Origin of the sequence: Methyloversatilis universalis EHg5, from assembly GCF_000378945.1 — a bacterium.
In the GTDB taxonomy this organism is placed as follows: domain Bacteria; phylum Pseudomonadota; class Gammaproteobacteria; order Burkholderiales; family Rhodocyclaceae; genus Methyloversatilis; species Methyloversatilis universalis_A.
On the sequence record NZ_KB900539.1, the window covers coordinates 2517014 to 2534861 of the forward strand.

The 17848-nt window shown below is 64.3% G+C and carries 15 protein-coding genes; 8 read left to right on the forward strand and 7 right to left on the reverse strand.

All coding sequences use genetic code 11. The features are described from left to right. Positions 1-6: 6 nt before the first annotated feature. The 4 genes from ugpQ to METUNV2_RS0111605 all read right to left on the reverse strand — a co-directional run bounded on the left by ugpQ (position 7) and on the right by METUNV2_RS0111605 (position 3483). On the reverse strand, positions 7-750 hold the full coding sequence (gene ugpQ, locus METUNV2_RS0111590; RefSeq protein WP_018229643.1) for a glycerophosphodiester phosphodiesterase: 744 nt from the start codon (positions 748-750) through the stop codon (positions 7-9). A 24-nt stretch (positions 751-774) separates the two neighbouring features. After that, complete coding sequence (locus METUNV2_RS0111595) at positions 775-1011, reverse strand: hypothetical protein (protein WP_018229644.1); 237 nt, start codon at positions 1009-1011, stop codon at positions 775-777. Further along, positions 1008-2342: an extracellular solute-binding protein gene (locus METUNV2_RS0111600; RefSeq protein ID WP_018229645.1), complete on the reverse strand. Its 1335-nt coding sequence runs from the start codon at positions 2340-2342 to the stop codon at positions 1008-1010. Before METUNV2_RS0111600 ends, METUNV2_RS0111595 begins: the two co-directional genes overlap by 4 nt. A gap of 91 nt (positions 2343-2433) precedes the next feature. Next, on the reverse strand, positions 2434-3483 hold the full coding sequence (locus METUNV2_RS0111605) for an aldo/keto reductase (protein ID WP_018229646.1): 1050 nt from the start codon (positions 3481-3483) through the stop codon (positions 2434-2436). A 98-nt stretch (positions 3484-3581) separates the two neighbouring features. Here METUNV2_RS0111605 and rlmM point away from each other — a divergent pair, with 98 nt between their 5' ends. From rlmM to METUNV2_RS0111645, 8 genes are all read left to right on the forward strand, one after another. Then, positions 3582-4679: a 23S rRNA (cytidine(2498)-2'-O)-methyltransferase RlmM gene (gene rlmM / locus METUNV2_RS0111610; protein WP_018229647.1), complete on the forward strand. Its 1098-nt coding sequence runs from the start codon at positions 3582-3584 to the stop codon at positions 4677-4679. Positions 4680-5238: 559 nt separating this feature from the next. Then, complete coding sequence (locus METUNV2_RS0111615; RefSeq protein WP_018229648.1) at positions 5239-6672, forward strand: DEAD/DEAH box helicase; 1434 nt, start codon at positions 5239-5241, stop codon at positions 6670-6672. 362 nt (positions 6673-7034) lie between these two features. After that, positions 7035-7748 (forward strand): hypothetical protein, encoded by a 714-nt coding sequence (locus METUNV2_RS0111620; RefSeq protein ID WP_026188099.1) that lies wholly within the window; start codon positions 7035-7037, stop codon positions 7746-7748. A 102-nt stretch (positions 7749-7850) separates the two neighbouring features. Further along, a complete protein-coding gene (locus METUNV2_RS0111625; protein WP_018229650.1) occupies positions 7851-8318 on the forward strand; it encodes a hypothetical protein in 468 nt (155 codons plus the stop codon). A 112-nt stretch (positions 8319-8430) separates the two neighbouring features. Beyond that, on the forward strand, positions 8431-9474 hold the full coding sequence (locus tag METUNV2_RS0111630) for a helix-turn-helix transcriptional regulator (RefSeq protein ID WP_026188100.1): 1044 nt from the start codon (positions 8431-8433) through the stop codon (positions 9472-9474). Then, positions 9474-10052 carry a hypothetical protein gene (locus METUNV2_RS0111635; RefSeq protein ID WP_018229652.1) on the forward strand — a complete coding sequence of 193 codons (579 nt, stop codon included), beginning with the start codon at positions 9474-9476 and terminating at the stop codon, positions 10050-10052. The genes METUNV2_RS0111630 and METUNV2_RS0111635 overlap by 1 nt, the downstream gene beginning before the upstream one ends. A 43-nt stretch (positions 10053-10095) precedes the next feature. After that, complete coding sequence (locus METUNV2_RS0111640; RefSeq protein WP_018229653.1) at positions 10096-11265, forward strand: ADP-ribosylglycohydrolase family protein; 1170 nt, start codon at positions 10096-10098, stop codon at positions 11263-11265. Positions 11266-11331: 66 nt separating this feature from the next. Further along, complete coding sequence (locus METUNV2_RS0111645) at positions 11332-12957, forward strand: nuclease-related domain-containing DEAD/DEAH box helicase (RefSeq protein ID WP_018229654.1); 1626 nt, start codon at positions 11332-11334, stop codon at positions 12955-12957. Between the two features lie 4 nt (positions 12958-12961). On the opposite strand, the gene METUNV2_RS19850 is transcribed toward METUNV2_RS0111645, so the two are convergent. The 3 genes from METUNV2_RS19850 to METUNV2_RS0111660 all read right to left on the reverse strand — a co-directional run bounded on the left by METUNV2_RS19850 (position 12962) and on the right by METUNV2_RS0111660 (position 17699). Further along, positions 12962-13843, reverse strand: a complete 882-nt coding sequence (locus tag METUNV2_RS19850) for a hypothetical protein (RefSeq protein ID WP_157281395.1) — start codon at positions 13841-13843, stop codon at positions 12962-12964. Between the two features lie 18 nt (positions 13844-13861). Beyond that, positions 13862-17266 (reverse strand): TM0106 family RecB-like putative nuclease, encoded by a 3405-nt coding sequence (locus METUNV2_RS0111655; RefSeq protein WP_018229656.1) that lies wholly within the window; start codon positions 17264-17266, stop codon positions 13862-13864. A 112-nt stretch (positions 17267-17378) separates the two neighbouring features. Beyond that, entirely contained in the window at positions 17379-17699 is a 321-nt protein-coding gene (locus tag METUNV2_RS0111660; protein WP_018229657.1) for a hypothetical protein, read from the reverse strand. Positions 17700-17848: the final 149 nt, after the last annotated feature.

Sequence of the window (17848 nt, forward strand, 5' to 3'; positions counted from 1 at the left end):
AGCGGGTCAGTGGCCTGCGACCTGCCCCGGCAGGTCGAGGCAGTCGGTAAACAGGCCGCGCACGCCGGCCGCGATCAGCGCGGCCGCGCGGTCGGCCTGATTCACCGTGTAGCACAGCAGCGGAATACCGGCGCCGACGATGTCGGCCAGGCGCTCCGCGGCAAGGCGGCCGTGATCGCAATGCAGCGACACCGCGCCCAGCGTGCGCATCTGCGTGCGCCAGTCATCCGGCACCGCTTCGAACAGCAGCCCGCGCGGCACCTCGGGCGCCCGCGCGCGGGCCGCGTCCAGCGCATCGAAATCGAAGGATGAAAACAGTGGCAGCGTGCGCCCGACCGGCCAGCGCGCCGCCACCGTGCGCGCCACCGCGTCACCGGTGGCACGGGCATGGCCCGGCGCCGGCTTGATTTCGATATTGGCGTCGAGATCGAGCGCGACCAGCAGCGCGATCGCTTCTTCCAGTGTGGGAATGACTTCGCCGGCAAAGGCCCGGCCGTGCCAGGCACCGGCGTCGAGCTGGCGCAGCGCGGCGAAGTCGTGCTCAGCCACTGCACCACGGCCACTGGTGGTGCGCTCCAGCGTGTCGTCGTGGATGAGCACCGGCACGCCGTCGCGGCTCAGCATCACGTCGAACTCGACCATGCGGAAGCCGGCCGCCGCGCCGGCGCGTATCGCCGCCAGCGTGTTTTCCGGCGCGGCACGACCGCCGCCCCGGTGGGCGATCCACAGCGGTCGCCCCCAGTCGCTCACGGGTAGGCGCTCACCGGTTCGACCTCACTGGTTCTGCAGCAGATCGCGCGCCTCGCGCGCAACCTGATCGTCGACCAGCCAGGCGATGGCCGACAGCAGTTCGATGGACTGACCGCTGGCCACGCCCTCCTTCACCCAGTTCTCGATCGCACGCACCCGCGCGGCGTCGTCGAGCGCGAGCAGCTTGAGCAGCGGCTCGCGCACCGACGCGTCCTCGCGTGCACTGCGTATCAGCAGCACCAGCTGTTCGCTGTCGCTCATTGCGCCGCCCGCATCACGGCACTGTCCAGCGCGGCCTTGGCCGGCTTGCGGTCAGCCCACAGCGCCTCCAGTTCTTCGTCGAGTGCTGCGCGCACCTTGGGGTTGGCCGACGCGACACTGGGGCCGCCGTCTGCCGCCGCCGCACCGCCGCGACCGGCCAGCTGACGCAGCGCCACGCGCACCACGCCATCGGCAGTCGGTGCATCCACCGGGCTCAGCGCCACCACGCCAGCACGGTTCAGCGGTACGAAACCGGTGTCCAGCGCCCATCGCGCCTGACGCTCCGGATCGAGCGCGAAGGTGACGAAGCGGGCGATGGTCTGCAGATCGGCCGCGCTGCGGCCAGCCGACACCCACAGCGAGGCGCCATCGGCCAGCGTGTGGCCGGTCTTGTTGTACACGTCTTCGTGGAAGGGCAGCGGTGCCACACCCACCTCGAACTTGGCGTCGTGCTTGATTGCCGGCCACGAGGAAGACATCGCGGTCAGCACCTGGCACTTGCCGCTGGAGAACATCGGCACCGCCTCGTCGCCGCGGCCGAAGATGTGCAGATAGCGGCTCTTGTACCAGGACGACATCATGGCCAGGTGCTTCACCTGCACCAGACCGTTGAACGCCAGTTCCTCACCCGCCTTCTGGCCCTTCTTGGCCGCCACCTTGCGGGCGAACGGCTCGTTGTGCCAGGCACTCACGTTGTCCACGTGCACCAGCGCCGGACGTGCGCTCGTATAGGGGCAGGAATAGCCGGCGTCGCGCAGGTCACCGAGCGCGGACTGCAGCGTGAGCCAGTGATTGGGCGGCTGCTGCGGGTCCAGGCCAACGCGGGTGAAGGCGTCCTTGTTGTAGAACATGACCGGCGTGGCCAAACCGATGGCCAGTGCATTCAGCCGGCCCTTGCCATCGGCCAGCCAGGACGGCATCGGCGACGGAATGCGCACCGCGGCGAACTTCTCCTTGCCCTTGGCCATCACGTCGGCCAGCGGGGTGTAGCGCACCTTGCCGTCGAGGAAATGAGCACGGGCATCGGCATCCAGCACCTGCATCGCGGGCGCGGCACCGTCGTCCCACTTGCGGGCGCTCAGCACGATCTTCTGCGACGCCTTGCCACTGGCGTTGAAGTCATCGACCAGCTTCTGCAGCGCCTGCGCGGTGCTCTCATCGAGCGAGTGCGCCAGTTCCAGCGGTTCGGCTTCCTTCGCCGGTGCGGCCGCCTTCTTGCTGGCGGCAGCCGGTTTCTTCGCGGGGCTCTTCTTCGCGTCCTGCGCGTGCAGGGCGAGCGGGAAAGCAAGGACGCTGGCCGCGATCAGTGCGGCGAACGGCTTGAGGGTCATGCGGTGTTCTCCTTCTGTGCCGCCTCGGGGCGGCGGGCTGCTCTGAAATCTCTTGCAAGCGCGGCAGGCGCGGTGCGCTGCCGGCGCTGACTCATGGCGCGGGGTTGGTGTAGCGCAGGTGGATCGCGTCGATCGCCTTGCACAGCTCGTCAGACAGGCTGACCGACCACGCGCTGATATTTTCCCGCAACTGGGTGGCGTTCGTCACCCCGATCAGCGTGCTGGCCACCGTGCTGCGGCGGTAGCAGAAGGCCAGCGCCAACTGCGCCGGCGTGAGCCCGTGCTCGCGCGCCAGCGCTGCATAGGCGCGCGAAGCCGGCGCCACGTTCTCCTTGAAATAGCGCTGGCCGAACTGCGGAAATTCGGTGATGCGGCCGGCCGCATCGGCGTCGTCCGCATACTTGCCGCTGAGGTGGCCGAAGCCCATCGGCGAATAGGCGAGCAGCGACACCTGCTCTCGCGCGCACACCTCCGACAGCCCGAAATCGAAGGTGCGGTTCATCAGGTGGTAGGCGTTCTGGATGCTCACCACCCGCGGCAGCCCCTCGTCGGCCAGGCGCATGCAGGTCATCAGCCCCCAGGGCGTTTCGTTGGACACGCCGATGTGGCGCACCTTGCCTTCGGCGATCAGCTTCGCCATCGTTTCCAGCTGGCTGCGCAGCGACGCGGCGTCGCGTTCGGCCGCCGGGTCGTATTCGTAGTGGCCGAACATCGGCACGTTACGGGCCGGCCAGTGGATCTGGTACAGGTCGATATGGTCAGTGCCCAGCCGGCGCAGCGAACCTTCGACCGCGGCGCGGATGTTGGCTTCGTCCAGCGCCAGCGGGCCGCCGCGTATCCACGGCATGCCGCGCGCCGGCCCCGCCACCTTGGTAGCAACGATCACCTTGTCGCGCGGTTTCTTCGCCAGCCAGCTGCCGACGATGCTTTCGGTGGCGCCGCAGGTTTCGGCGCGCGCCGGGACCGGGTACATTTCGGCCGCGTCGAGCAGGTCGATGCCGGCTTCGAAAGCTTCGTCCATCAGCGCATGCGCGCTGCGCTCATCGACCTGCTGGCCGAAGGTCATGGTGCCCAGCCCGATGGCGGGCACGTCCAGCGACGAGCGTCCGAGCCGGCGCCGCGCGATATCCTTGCTGTCCATGATGTGGCTTGAGGAAGTCCGGAGGTGTGTCTGGCAAGGGCCAGACATGTACCACAGACCGTGTCTCACCACGTCGATTCCCGCAGATCGGAAATATCTTGAAAACACATCTCAACGGCCTGCTGCTCTACTGCCGCCCCGGCTTCGAGCGCGAATGCGCGCAGGAAATCGCCGACCGCTGCGGCGAAGCAGGCCATCTGGTCGAGGTCAGCGCCGAGCAGAACAGCGGCTGGGTCGAGGCGCAGGCCGAAGGCGGCACGCTGTGGGCGCTCACCCGCATCCTGCGCTGGCAGGACCTGTGTTTCGCCCGCCAGCTGCTGTTTTCCGGCCGCACGGTCGAAGGCATGGCGCCCGGCGACCGGGTGACGCCGCTGGTCGAGGCGGCACGCGAACTGTGCGACGGCTACGCCGACTTTCTGGTCGAAACGCCGGACACCGATGACGCGAAATCGCTGTCGTCGATGATCAAGAAGCTGGAACCGCACCTGAGCCAGGCGCTGGAAGAGGCCGGCGCCTTCAGCGACGCGCCGGACGCGCCGCGCCTGCACATTCTGTTCACCGCCACCGACCGTGCCACCGTGGCGCTGAGCTGGCCAGGCCGGCGCAGTGAGTGGCTGAACGGCATCCCGCGGCTGCGCATGCCGCGCGAAGCACCGTCGCGCTCGACGCTGAAGCTGGCCGAAGCCTTCCACACCCTGCTGTCGGAAGACGAACAGGAACGCCTGCTCAAGCCGGGCATGAGCGCGGTCGATCTGGGTGCTGCCCCGGGCGGCTGGACCTGGCAGCTGGTGTCGCGCCACATCAGCGTGACCGCGGTGGACAACGGCCGCATGAACCCGGAACTGCTGGAATCCGGCCTGGTGGTGCACAAACGCGAGGACGGCTTCCGCTTCGTGCCGCGCAAGCCGGTGGACTGGCTGGTATGCGACATGGTCGAACAGCCGCGCCGCGTGGCCGCGCTGGCCGCCCGCTGGCTCACCCAGGGCCTGTGCCGGCACGCGGTGTTCAACCTCAAGCTGCCGATGAAGCGCCGCTACGACGAACTGCAGCTGTGTACCGACCTGATCGCGGAAGCCATGGGCGACCGCAAGTACGTGCTGCGCTGCCGCCAGCTCTATCACGACCGGGAAGAAGTCACCTGCTATCTCGGCGACCCGGGCAAGGCCGGCGGCGGCGGACGCAAGCGGAAACGCTGAACGCCTCGCGCGTGCCGCCGCCGTTATCGCGGCGAGGGCGCCGCTCCCACGGAACCGGTCGCGGTCTGCGCAGATTCCCGTGGGAGCGGCGCCCCCGCCGCGATGCAGCCTGCGATCACGCCCAGCATCGGATCCGCCCCTGATCGCCGCGGCCAAGCCCCCCTGCTCCAGCCAAGACCCGCAACAAACACGTGTAAGCGGCGCCCCGCCGCGACATGTCCCGGCCAAGGATCGACTCCGGCCGGTGGCCGCGCAGAACCGGCCCCAGACTGGCGCCGACGACAGCCCGCGCCTGTGCGATAATGCGCGCCGCAGTCGCCTCGCCGGTTATGGCGCGGCATGAGGTGTGCGGCCTTCAATGGCCTTCCTTCCCCCGCCCTGGCGCCTGCGCCCCCGGGCTCGACATTCGCGCAGGCATCCACGCCGCGCGCCTCGCGCCGGGTTTTCCGGAACCGATTTCCCCAGCCTGAACCGGCATGCCAGGCGGAAGTCCACAGAAGCGTCCCGCGCCGCGGCCACAAGCCATGTGCGCGCTTCTGCACGAGAGAGCTTCGCACCCATGTCGTTTGATGAACTCGGGCTGATTCCCGAACTGCTGCGCGCGGTGGCCGATACCGGCTACACCTCGCCCACCCCCATCCAGGCCCAGGCCATTCCGGTCGTACTGGCCGGCCGTGACGTGATGGGCGGTGCCCAGACCGGCACCGGCAAGACCGCCAGCTTCACCCTGCCGCTGCTGCAGCGCCTCGCGCCGCACGCCAACAGCTCGCCGTCGCCGGCCAAGCATCCGGTGCGCGCGCTCATCGTGTGCCCGACCCGCGAACTGGCGATGCAGGTGCACGAAAGCGTCAAGACCTACAGCAAGCACCTGCCGCTGCGCTCGTCCTGCATCTATGGCGGCGTCGACATGAAGGCCCAGGTGGCCGAACTGCGCGAAGGCCGCGAAATCGTGGTCGCCACGCCCGGCCGCCTGCTCGACCACGTCGAAGGCAAGACCGTGAATCTGGGCCAGATTCAGATGCTGGTGCTGGACGAAGCCGACCGCATGCTGGACATGGGCTTCATCCCCGACATCAAGCGCATCCTCGCGCTGCTGCCGACCCAGCGCCAGAGCCTGCTGTTCTCGGCCACCTTCTCGGAAGAGATCAAGAAGCTGGCGCAGGCCATGCTGCGCGACCCGCAGCTGATCGAGGTCGCGCGCCGCAACGCCACCGCGGAAACCATCACCCACCGCGTGCACGCCTGCGACACCGACGACAAGCGCGCGCTGCTCACCCACCTGCTGACGCAGGAAAGCTACGCCGACCGTCAGGCGCTGGTGTTCGTGAATACCAAGTTCGGCGCCAGCCGACTGGCCCACCACCTGGTGCGCCAGGGCGTGGCCGCCGACGCCATCCACGGCGACAAGAGCCAGCAGCAGCGCACCGAAGCACTGGAAGCGTTCAAGAACGGCAGTGTGCGCGTGCTGGTGGCGACCGACGTCGCCGCCCGCGGCCTGGACATCGAAGACCTGCCCTTCGTGATCAACTTCGAACTGCCGCACAACGCCGAAGACTACGTGCACCGCATCGGCCGTACCGGCCGTGCCGGCCGCTCGGGCGAAGCCATTTCGCTGGCCGCCCCGGAAGAAAAGGGCCGCGTCGCCGACATCGAAAAGCTCATCCGCAAGCCGATCGAAATCGTCGCCCCGGACGGCTTCGACCCGCGCGCCCAGCGCGGCCGCGAACCGCGCCACGAGCGTTCGGAGCGCAGCGAGCGCCCGGAACGCGGCGAACGCCGCAGCCGTAGCGGTGCCGGCAGCGACGCCCCGCGCCCCCCCCGCGCCCCGCGTCCGGCCCAGAAAATGATCGCCGCTGACGGCTTCGACTTCAGCAAGCCCTACGAATCCGCCACCCCGGCCGACGCCTCCGCTCCGGCCTCCGGCGACACATCCGCCGCCAAGCGCCCCCGCCGCATGATCGCCGCCCTGCTCGGCGGCAGCGGCAAGCGCTGATCGCCCCCGGTCGGCATCCCCGCCGACCGCCCTCCTCCGCCTTCGCTCCCCGACCGCAAAAGAAAAGGCCCGCACAAGGCGGGCCTGCAAAAGAGGGAGTATGCAAGGCCGGCATGCAGCCGGACAGCAACCCAAGCTTAGCGGTTTGAGCGGGAGGGGGTTATCCGGAATCAGCAATGCCGCACGCAGCAGGAAAACCTGCGGCTAGAAGTCCGACGTCTGTCATCCGCTGCTGGCGCCATCTCTCGCGACTTTTACCTGGCTGATCACCTCGCAGTCGGATCGCTGCTACCGGGCTCAATCCATGAGCCCGGTAGCAGCGATCATGCTGAGAATGCTTTCCGATTCCAGCGAGGCCAGCCATGAACGATCCGAATACCTGGATGGACCTTTGGCTGAAGCCGGAAGCGCTCGACACCCACTCGCTTCCTGACATCGCCTATCCGATTCCCGAACACGCCTTCGAACATGTACTGGAAAGCGGCTCACTCCCGTTCGAGCTGATGCTCTACGGCCTGCAGTTGCGGGCGAACGATGACCCAGATCTGTGGCGGTCGTTGTCACCCGCGATAGATCGTCTGACTGAACTTCTGGCACCTGAAGACCCGCGGACAACGCTTTGCGTATCAGGCGAGAACTGGTGGCTTGACGTCGGACCACTGGATCCAGGCCAGGAACTGGTCACCCTGCAGCGTGAGATGGAGGTCATCGCAGCCATTCGCCCACTGACGGACGGGCGGCTCCGCATCTCGACGTACCGCCCGTTGGACGCAAAGAGCATCAGCTATCTGATTGCCCTGGGGCAAACGCCGCATCCGGACTCCGGCGTATGCATGCGAGAAAACAACTGGGCGTACGCACTTGACGGTGCCGCGGCCAACGGCAACGCCTACGCCGCGGATCGCGGCGAAGCCTATCTGTCTTACTGGCAGTACGGCCTTGGGATATCCGCGGACGGCAGCAGCCTTCCCATCTGGCGGGATCAGCTCACCCTGCCGCCTCGTCGGGCAGCCAAAGTCGTGACCGAGATCGGCGTTCATTACGCGTATTCGGACACCTGTGACGGCGAGGGCTGAATCGAAGCGGCGCTTGATCAACCGCGACGCATTCCGTCGCACCACACCCTCACCATGTCGTGATCGATGCCCATCACGGCCAATCATGAGGAGAGAGCATTCATGAGCACTGCACAGCAACCGGAAGTTCCCATCACCCCCCAGGCACGCGAAGTCCTCGCATGGCTTGAAGCAGAGGGCTATCGACCGACCGTCGATCCCGATGGCGATCTGCGCATCGTCATGTTCGGCCGACGCTATCTGATTACCCAGCGAGCGGACGACAGCACCCACTACATTCTTGCAGCGCAGTGCATCCATCGCTTCGACGAAGACGGGCAAGAGCAGGCTCTGAAGATCGCTCTGGAAGTCAGCATGGGCACCAAGGCGGTCAAGTGCATGGTGCCTGACGCATTCGTCAGCGTCATTGCCGAAGGTCGTTACGCCGAACCTGCACACTTCATCGCAGTCTTCGATCAACTGCTCAGCGCACTTGACTACGGCATACGCGCCTATCGGGAAGCACTGCAAGAACACGCGGCCCGTCAGACCACGGCGGACATCATCCGAAAGGCTCAGACCGGTCACTGATGCCCAAACGCACTGCATACTGGGTCGAAGAACATCTTTCTTCGGTGGCCTTGCGAGAGCGGAATTCATCCAGGGCTTTCCTTCTGCAGAGCGATCAACGCCCTCGCCACTGATGCCCGCCCGCAACACGCGATCCACACTGGCCCGACAATGGACTCTGCTGCGCCTGCTGCCTCACCGGGGCAGCGGAATGACGGCGCGCGAGCTGACCTCGCAACTGGAGACCGCCGGCCACGCGGTGACCAAGCGACAGGTCGAACGCGATCTCACCGAGCTGGCCACGCTTTTCCCGATCGAATGCCTGGACAGCAGTACTCCGTGGGGCTGGCGATGGATGCTGCAGGCGGACGCGCAACTGCCGGGGCTGGACACAGCCGAAGCACTGTCTCTGGTCGCCATCGAAAAGCTCCTCCGGCCGCTGGTGCCTGAGGCACTGCTGCAACCGCTGACCGCCCGTTTCAGCCATGCCGCCCAGCTCATCGCTGCACTGCCCTCCGCACAGCGTTCGCGTGCAGCCGATGCGGTACGAATTGTCCAACCTGGCCAGCCACTTATGCCCGCGCAGATCGACCCCGAAGTGCTGACCCGAATCCAGAGCGCGCTGCTGACCGGCACACAGATCGAGATCGAGTACGCCGCAATCGGAGAACCGGCCGCGCATCGCACGCTACGTCTGCACCCGCTGGGCCTGGTGCATCGCGGACCGGCAAGCTATGTCGTCGCAACGGCATTCGATTATGAAGACGTCCGGATGTACGCGATGCACCGCATCGCCGCTGCTCGCCCGTTGGATGAGGTCGCCCAGCGCCCCGCGGATTTCAATCTGGATGAATGGCTGGAAGAAGGTGGCGCCGGATTCGGCCGGGGTGAAGCAATAGACCTCGAACTGCAGGTGGACGCTCGACTGGCCCACCACCTGAGTGAAACACCGTTGGCTGCGGACCAGACCCTGAGAGCCGACGGTGAGACTTTCACGCTCCGGGCACGCGTGCAGGACACCTGGCAGTTACGTTGGTGGCTGCTGTCGCAGGCGGAGCAGATCGAGGTGCGCTCACCTGCATCGCTTCGTCGGTCGATCAGTGACCGCTTGACGAATGCGTCTGCCGTTTACGACTTCGATCGGGATCAAAAACTCACGCAGGAGAAGGCACCTTGATGAACCATTACTTTAAAGAAATCTTTCCCGGCGACTGGCGCAAGCTGGAATTCGTTGAACCAAACTCGATCGTTCGCGAGCACATACTGAAGGACCCAAGCGCACTCTTCTTCGGTGGCCCGGACTGGCGCAACGTGTCCAGCGATCTCGCGCGCATATCGCCGACACATCGCGAGCACTTCGTGCTGTGCCTCTTCATGGCGGTCATCACCGACCAATGCCTGCACGCTCACTTTCCGGCTGTCTTTCCCGCGTGGCAGTCAGCGACGCGTTTTCCCAAGTTCGGATGGTCAGGGTTCGGCATTCACAATGAGAACCCGCTGAAGATCATTTCGGCAGCAGAGGCATCCGGGCAGCTGGACATTGGCCACGCGCAGGCGCTCATTCCTGCGTTCATCGAACTGTTCAAGGCCCAGATCGACGCCTTTTTTCAGTCCCGGGACTTGAACATCCGCCCGGTCGACTTTTTCCGAGCAGTGGTCGCCGACGATGCGTTCGCGCAGACGAGCGGGACCTTGCTTCCTCAGATCAAGGCTGCGCTGGACGACAGCGTGACTCACGACGCTCAGCCACAATGACCTCCGGTCAGCACGACATCGACTATTCATAACGGGAGACTGAATGACCACAGAGCAGCCCGCGCCGGGGCGTGACGCGCCACTCGTTTCCCGCTTCCGCGGCTGCCTGCTCGGCGGCGCGGTCGGCGACGCCTTGGGTGCGCCCGTCGAGTTCTGGTCTCGGAGCGAGATCACCCTGCATTTCGGCCCCGAAGGTGTGCGCGACTACATGCCGGCGTACGGTCACATTGGCGCCATCACCGACGACACCCAGATGACGCTGTTCACGGCCGACGCCCTGCTTCGCTCCCATGTGCGCGGCTCAACTAAGGGGATTGGCGCACACGGCGGTCTGATGCGCCGAAGCTATCTGCGCTGGTACCGCACCCAAGGCTACAGCCACGGTGAAGTCGACGACGGACACATGGATGGATGGCTGCTCACGCATCGCGACCTGTTCGCCCAGCGTGCGCCCGGCAACACCTGCCTTACAGCGCTGCGTGAGTCGGAGGACGAATTCTCGGCCAACAATGAAAGCAAGGGCTGCGGCACTGTGATGCGGGTGGCGCCCATCGGCCTCTACTGGTCTCATTCGCAGCATGGCGATGCCGCTCCGGAAGAGGCATTCAGACTCGGCATGAGATCGTCACTGATCACGCACGGACATGTCACGGCCACCTTGTCGGCGGGCTTTCTGAGCGCGTTGATCACGCTGATCTGCAGAGACCGTTCAGTCGAGCAGGCTATCGATGAAAGCATCGCACTGCTGGTCGCCCACTCCGGCTACGAAGAAACGCTCGATGCCGTGGAGGCCGCGCGCGTCGCCGCAATGCAGTCGCCTAACGATCCAGACCAGCTTGCGCTGCTCGGCGAGGGCTGGGTGGCCGAAGAGGCGCTGGCCATCGCGCTGTACTGCGCACTCGGTTGCGAGGATTTCGAGAGCGCCCTCAGCCTGGCGGTCAGCCATGACGGCGACAGCGACTCCACCGGTGCCATTGCCGGCAACATCCTGGGCGCCCTGATGGGCGAGCAGGCGATTCCGCAACGATGGCTCGCCCCCCTGGAACTGCGTGACGTGATCGCGGAGATTGCGGACGATCTTGCCAAATATCCGGACTGGAATCTTTGCGGAGGGCTGCTGCCCTGGGAGCCCGACAACCCGACCCTGACCGCGGAAATAGAGGCAGGCCTCATCGAAACTGACAGGATGGTCACGCGCTACCCGCCTTACTGATGCCCGCCGGCACTCCGCTTACCCGGTGCGACTAGAATGCCGATGTCGTCCAAGCACTCATGAGTCATGGCACATCTTCATCCGCAGCACACCGGCCCTCGCCCCGATGCGGGCTACTATCGCGAACTTGACGTCATCCGCCGCCTGGAAACTGGCCTGGACGACGGCTTCGACATCTTCCACAGCCTGACACTCCACACGCTGCGGGAGGGCGTCGACGAACACCGCGAAATCGACGTGGTCGTGCTGGGCCCTGCAGGCGATATCGTGCTGATGGAAATCAAGGCCGGCCAGCTCACTGTCGCCAGCGGCGAACTGCTCAAGCTCTACGATGGGCGACCTCGCGATGCTGCCCGACAGGCACGCATCCAGTTTGCAGCCATGGTTAACAAGCTGAAGCAAGCCGGCCTGCACGCGAGAGTGATCAACTGTCTGGCACTGCCCGACTTCATCGTTGGGGACGAGCACATCGCCTCGTTCGCCCGCGAGCGCATCTTCGATGCCGAGGTTTTCGAGCGGCTGCCGGCACTGGTGCGCAGCCTGATGCCGGCCGACCCAGAGAACAGCCCGCGAGAAGACATCCGCCGCTTCCTGTCCGACGAATTCCGCGTGTCACCGGATCTGCGCGCGCTGGGCAGCCAACTGCGCGCCACCACGCAGCGACTGTCCGACGGCCTTGCCACCTGGGTGCCCCGCATCGAATCGCCGTCGGGCGTCATCCGCATCGACGCCACCGCCGGGTCAGGCAAGACCCAGCTCGCGCTCAGGCTGCTGGAAAACGCGACAGCGCGTAAGCAGCGGGCGCTCTACGTCTGCTTCAATCGGGCGCTGGCCGATCACATCATCAGCCTTGCACCGGCAACGGCCGAAGTCGGCACCTTTCATGAACGCTGCGTGGAGCACTACCGCCGTACCGTCGGCGAGCCCGATTTCTCCGACTCATCGGTATTCCAGACCATCGCCGAGCGCTATCAGGTCGACGCGTCGTCGATGCCCGCGCGCTACGACCTGCTCATCATCGACGAGGGCCAGGATTTTCAGCCAGCGTGGCTCGAAAGTCTTCTGCCGCAACTGACCGCCGACGGTCGCCTCTACCTGATGGAAGACGCCTCGCAACGCTTGTACGAGCGAGACGAATTCGATTTGGATGGCGCAGTCACGCTGCGCTGCGACGACAATTTCCGCACCCCGCGCAGCATCGTCAAAGTCATCAATGCGCTCGCACTGGCCGCCCGCCCGGTCAGTGCATGCTGCCCATACGCGGGCGAACTGCCGGAGTTCCTGTCCTACTCCGCAAGCGCGGAACTGATACGCAGGACGGTTGAAGGGGTACAGGCCCTGCTCGACCGCGGCATACCGATTGACGACATCGCCATCCTCACTGGTCACGGTCTCAAGCATTCTCAGCTTCTGTCCCTCGACCGCATCGGCCCCTGGACCACACGCCGCTTTACCGGCCAGTACGACCGCAACGGCAACCCGGTCTGGACACAGGGCGAACTGCTGATCGACTCCATATTCCGCTTCAAAGGCCAGAGCCGGGCCGGCATCGTGCTCACCGAGCTGGATTTCGAGGAGCTGACACCAGCCGAGAAGACGAAGCTGTTCGTAGGTCTGACTCGCTGCCATCTGGCAGCACACGTCATCCTCTCCGGACACGCCGAGCGCGCAGTGATGCGACAGATCGGTTAGGGAATCACCCCTGCTCTTGCTGACGAGGAGATGTAAAGCGCGCACTCTGCAAACTTCTGAGGTACTCCTCTCCGTAACTGTTCTTCAGCGTCTGCAGCACATCTTCGACCGATATCAAGCTTACTTGGCTGTCGAAAATGGGAATCGAGGCCCGCGGGCAGAAGAGGTACAACTTGGCATTAGCATCTCCCGCCTCATCAATCATCCTCTTCGCCGCATCGATAATTGAGTTCTGGCGTCCACCATTCTTCACTTGAGCAAGAATGGGGCCCTGCTGCCCGAAGCCCACGATATCGAAGGCTGCCATCGTTCCGCCGATGCGCAGGATCTTTCTATTAAGCAGACCGGCCACGCGCATGTACTCCTCGCATGCCACTTCAATCGAGGCGGGCAGGTAGTTCCCCGGTTCGAGCAAATCGACAGGACGATTCTCTAACCAAGGAATCGCTACACGCTCGACCGATCGCCATCTCACAAATGTAGTCAGCGGAGGAGCCAGTAAATAAGCCAACGGAAACTCATCCCGGCCCACGGAACGAACGTCATCTAGAAACAAGACTTTCAATGGGCGGATGGGTCTTCCATCAACCGGACAGTCATCGAGCTCAGACAAGAAGCGTTTGGAACCAACTCTGGGCCTTCCGCAGACAACGCGAGCTTGTCCGTCGAAACTGTAAGACGCAAAGATAAAGGCATCCTCATTCCCAGCGTTCAGTTCGTTTAAGTAGCGAATGGCCGCCCTTCCACCGCCGCTTCCGGAGTAATGCTCCGGATCCCAGGACTCATTACCGTCAAATTGAATGGCCACTGCGTTTCGGTCGTACAAGAAGCGAATCCAGTCCCCTTCATCCCAGTCATGAACATGCCGAGAAAAGTAAATATTCATATATCGTTCTCTCTAGTTTTATAAGCCACAGTCGACGCCTATCTCCCGCACCCAGCACAAGGTGTTCACCAGCGCGATGTCTTCCGGCGTCTTGCAACGAATCGCCGTGAGTGCGGGGTTGGCTATGAGCACCGCCAAGCAGCGTGCGCGCGAGATGGCGACATTGAGTCGGTTTCGGCTGTACAGAAATCCGATATCGCGCGGCAAGTCGTCGCCGCTCGATGTGGCCATGGACACGATGACCACTTCTGCCTCCTGACCCTGGAACTTGTCCACCGTACCGACGCGCGCGCCCTCGGGAAGGGTTTCCCTGAGCAGATTCACCTGCATGTTGTAGGGCGCCACGATGAGAATGTCCTCACTGGTGAGCGCGTGCTCGACACCTCGCCGGTCGCGGTAGCGCTGCGTCAGCAGACTTTCGAAAAGCGCTTTCACCATGTCGGCCTCGACCTCGCTGCGCTGACCGCACCCTTCGTGCTCTGCAGGCAGAAAGACGATGCCCGTCGGTTTCAGGGCCGGATGTGCCTTACCACCGAGCAGCAGCGACTGATTGCGCGTACCCGGCTCAGACTCGAGTCTTCCGTCATAGACCGCAGCGGATATGAAGCGACAGATATCCGGATGCATGCGCCAGGTCTGTGCAAGGAAGATGCCGCGATCAGGCGGAATCGTCGCGATGCCATCGAGCAGATACTCCAGCGCCGATTCGCCCGACCGCCCCGGATGCACGCCCTGTATGGGCTGGCCGAGCTGCATCTGGTCGCCGAGCAGCACGATGTTGCGTGCCGATGTGCCCATGGCGACCAGATTGGCCACGGCAACCTGCCCGGCTTCGTCCACGAAGAGGTAATCAAGCTTGCGATCCAGCGCCGGGTCGGCAAACAGCCAGGCCGTGCCGGCGACCAGCTGATAGGGGCGCGGGCCCTCCAGTTCGCTCGTGATGTCCTCGTTCTCGAACACGTCTTCGACCATCTCGCCGTTCAACATGCTCTCGGCACTCTTGGCGGTCGACTTCTTGGCTCCGCGGAAGACAAGGCCACGCTCACGCGCCACGCGCTCCACGCCCGACAGCAGGTTGTTGATCGCCTTGTGGCTGTTCGACGAAATGCCCACCCGTTTGCCCTGCTTCAGCATGGCCACGATGACGTGCGAGCCGGTGTAGGTCTTGCCAGCGCCAGGAGGGCCCTGAACGAAGATGCAACTTTCCTCCAGCCGCGCAATGACGTCGATAATCTGAGGCAGCTGATCTTCGGCACGCGGAACCAATGGCTCGCCCGGCACATGCCCCTTCACCTGCGGCGGCAACTGCTGCAGAAAGCTCTCGAGCGCCGGATATCTGCGATTCCCGGCCACCAGACTGTCGGCAAACCGGAATACCGCATTCACGAGATCCTTCGGATCGACGGGTTTGCCGGGCCCCAGAGCGAGCGGCGGAGGTGGCAGTTCGCGGTTTGAGGCCAGCGTGAAGCTCACCCGTCTCGAATCTTCGTCGATGACCAGATTGCTCACCCCCGCCCTAGTACGCACGACCGTGGCCGCTACACCGGTACGCAGCTTGGTGTCCTGCGCCGGGTAGCGGAACGTGTAGCGCACCGACCGCTTTACCCTCTCCGGCGGGTACTCCGGATCAGGCTCCAGCCCACCCAGACATTCGCCATCGTCGAGCAATTCTTCATCGCTCATGTCCATGCGGGCGAACAGAGCCCACCATTCCGGCTTGGCCGCGCGACGGTGAAAATCCAGCAACTGGTAGGTAAGCAGTTGCAAATGTTCCGTGGAACTCCAGGCTTCGGTCTCCGCCGGGAGCACATCGACCAGGCGCTGGCGATACGGCACCAGTCGTAGCTCCGCCGGGCTGAGCCCGCCAGGCGCTGGTGCGTCGCTCCCTTCTAATCCCGCGGCTGAGAACCACGGCGTGTCGACCGGCCGCAAGCTCAGCAGCCACTGCCGCAGCTCGAAGGTCGAGCGCACGTCGTCGTAGTTGTAGGCCTCGATGTCTTTCAGGTACTTCTCGTCGCCAGTTTCCTTCCAGCGCTCGAACCAGACGATGCTGGCCCCTGCACTGGTCACGTCACCCGTGCGTCCGTCGAGATAGAAGTACTCGATGTTCTTGATCGAGTATCGCGGCTCCGAAACGCGAATACCCTCGCGAACGACCTTGTACAGGTCGACCAGCTTGTGGGTGCGAAGAAGGTTGTCCACCTCCGCCTCGCGCGTGCCGTGCAGCGACATCAATCGCTTCAGCGCCGTCTGTTCGTAAGCGGCGTAGTGATAGATGTGTGCGCCCGGATGGTCGCGCAGCCACGCAGTCACGAAATCCATGAACTGTTCGAACGCCAGCTTCTCGCCGGCGCGGTCATACGCCCAGAAAGGGCGAAACTGCGGTTCGCCATCGACAAGGAAGTACAGGCCGAATAGATACTCCAGCCCACCCTCCTCCAGCGGATCGCCTTCCATGTCAAAGAACAGGTCGCCCTCGTCTGGCCGCGGCATACGGGCGAAGCCCGTCAGTCGCCCTTCCGGCGCGGGCAGCAGTTCCACCAGCCGCTCCCCTGACTGCCGGGCGCGGTACTGCAGGCCGGCCTGATGCCGCAGCCGGGCCAGTGTTTCCGGCACCATCTTCGCGACTGTCGCATCCGCGGGCAGTTGCGCGAGCGCTTCGAGGGTCGGCACGCCAGCGGCCTCGAGCTTTCGCGTCTGCACGCGACTAATGTTCGCCACCTGGCCCAGATGATCGTCCTTGAGCCGGCGCGCGTCGCACAGATCCTCCCAAGTGCACTGTGCGCACTTGTCACAGGGATCCGGATAGGAGCCGACATCGCCGACCCGCACGCGCTCAAGAAAGCGCTGCTTGACCGTCTCAAGATAGCGCGCATAGTCGGCGCAACGATAGGTGAGCTCACGCTGGTCACCGAGCACCACATGCATCGCCCGCGGCGCGACACCCTGCGCGACCGTCAGCAGTGCCGCGTAGTAAGCCAGCTGGACCAGAAACTTCGCGCGCGCCGTGCGCGCGAGCTTGGTGTCGATGACCTCGTAGCTCCAGTCTCCGAGGGCCGACGGCTGCTCGACGCGACGCAGGAAGTCGGCATATCCAATAAAGCAGCCATCCCGCAGCGTCGCCTGAAAGATCACATCGGCCCCCGAACGCATTGCATCCAGCGTCGCGGTGACCTGCCCGTCCATCGTCCCATCGACGTCTGATAGATCAACCACCCGCGCGTAATTGCGCTTCAGGTAGTCCAGATACGCGCTCTCGTGCTTGAAACCGTGCTGCTGAATCAATCTGTCTTCATCGCTCACCACCTTGCGTGGCAGGGGTGTTTCGAGATTGATCAGATCGAGCGTCGTCAGGTGATCGCATTCGAGGAAGTTGACGAAATCAGAGGCGGAATAGAGAACGTTACCGTTGCGTCTTTGCATTGGATGAATGAACCGGGTTGGCGATCACGGCAGAACGTCGAGCAGGTCCGGAGACAAAGTCGCTCCGAGCCGGCCGGGGCGCCATTTGCCCCGACTGGCCTCGTCAGTCTGCTCAGGGTGCGGAAGGCGGAACACCAAGTTCGCGAGCGACGTTCGCGTCGAGCATGTATCCGGTCACGCCACTGCTCTGCAGCTCGAGAGAACTGGCGGGCTCGCCTTCCTTCGCGCAGCGCATGCGCCTGCCCTCCAGAATGACGCGATGGGCGACAGTCAAAATATCCGTAACCTTTTCCGCCTGGCCACGTGCATCCCTCGACACACCTCTCTGCGAAATGCGGAACGAAGAGCCCGTCCCTCCCCTCTCGGCGATCATTGCCGCATACCAGTGCTCACCGCCTCGCAGCAGCGCGAAACGCTTGTCCAGATCTGCCATGGAAAGCCTCCGTCGTGATGGATGATTACGCTGCAGGCATCTTAAGAACGCACAGGCGCACAGCGTGAGCCCACACACAAAAAAGCAGAAGTCATTGTGTGAGCCCTCTCTTCATGGTCCAGTCAGCAATCGTCTCCTGAAATCTGCCG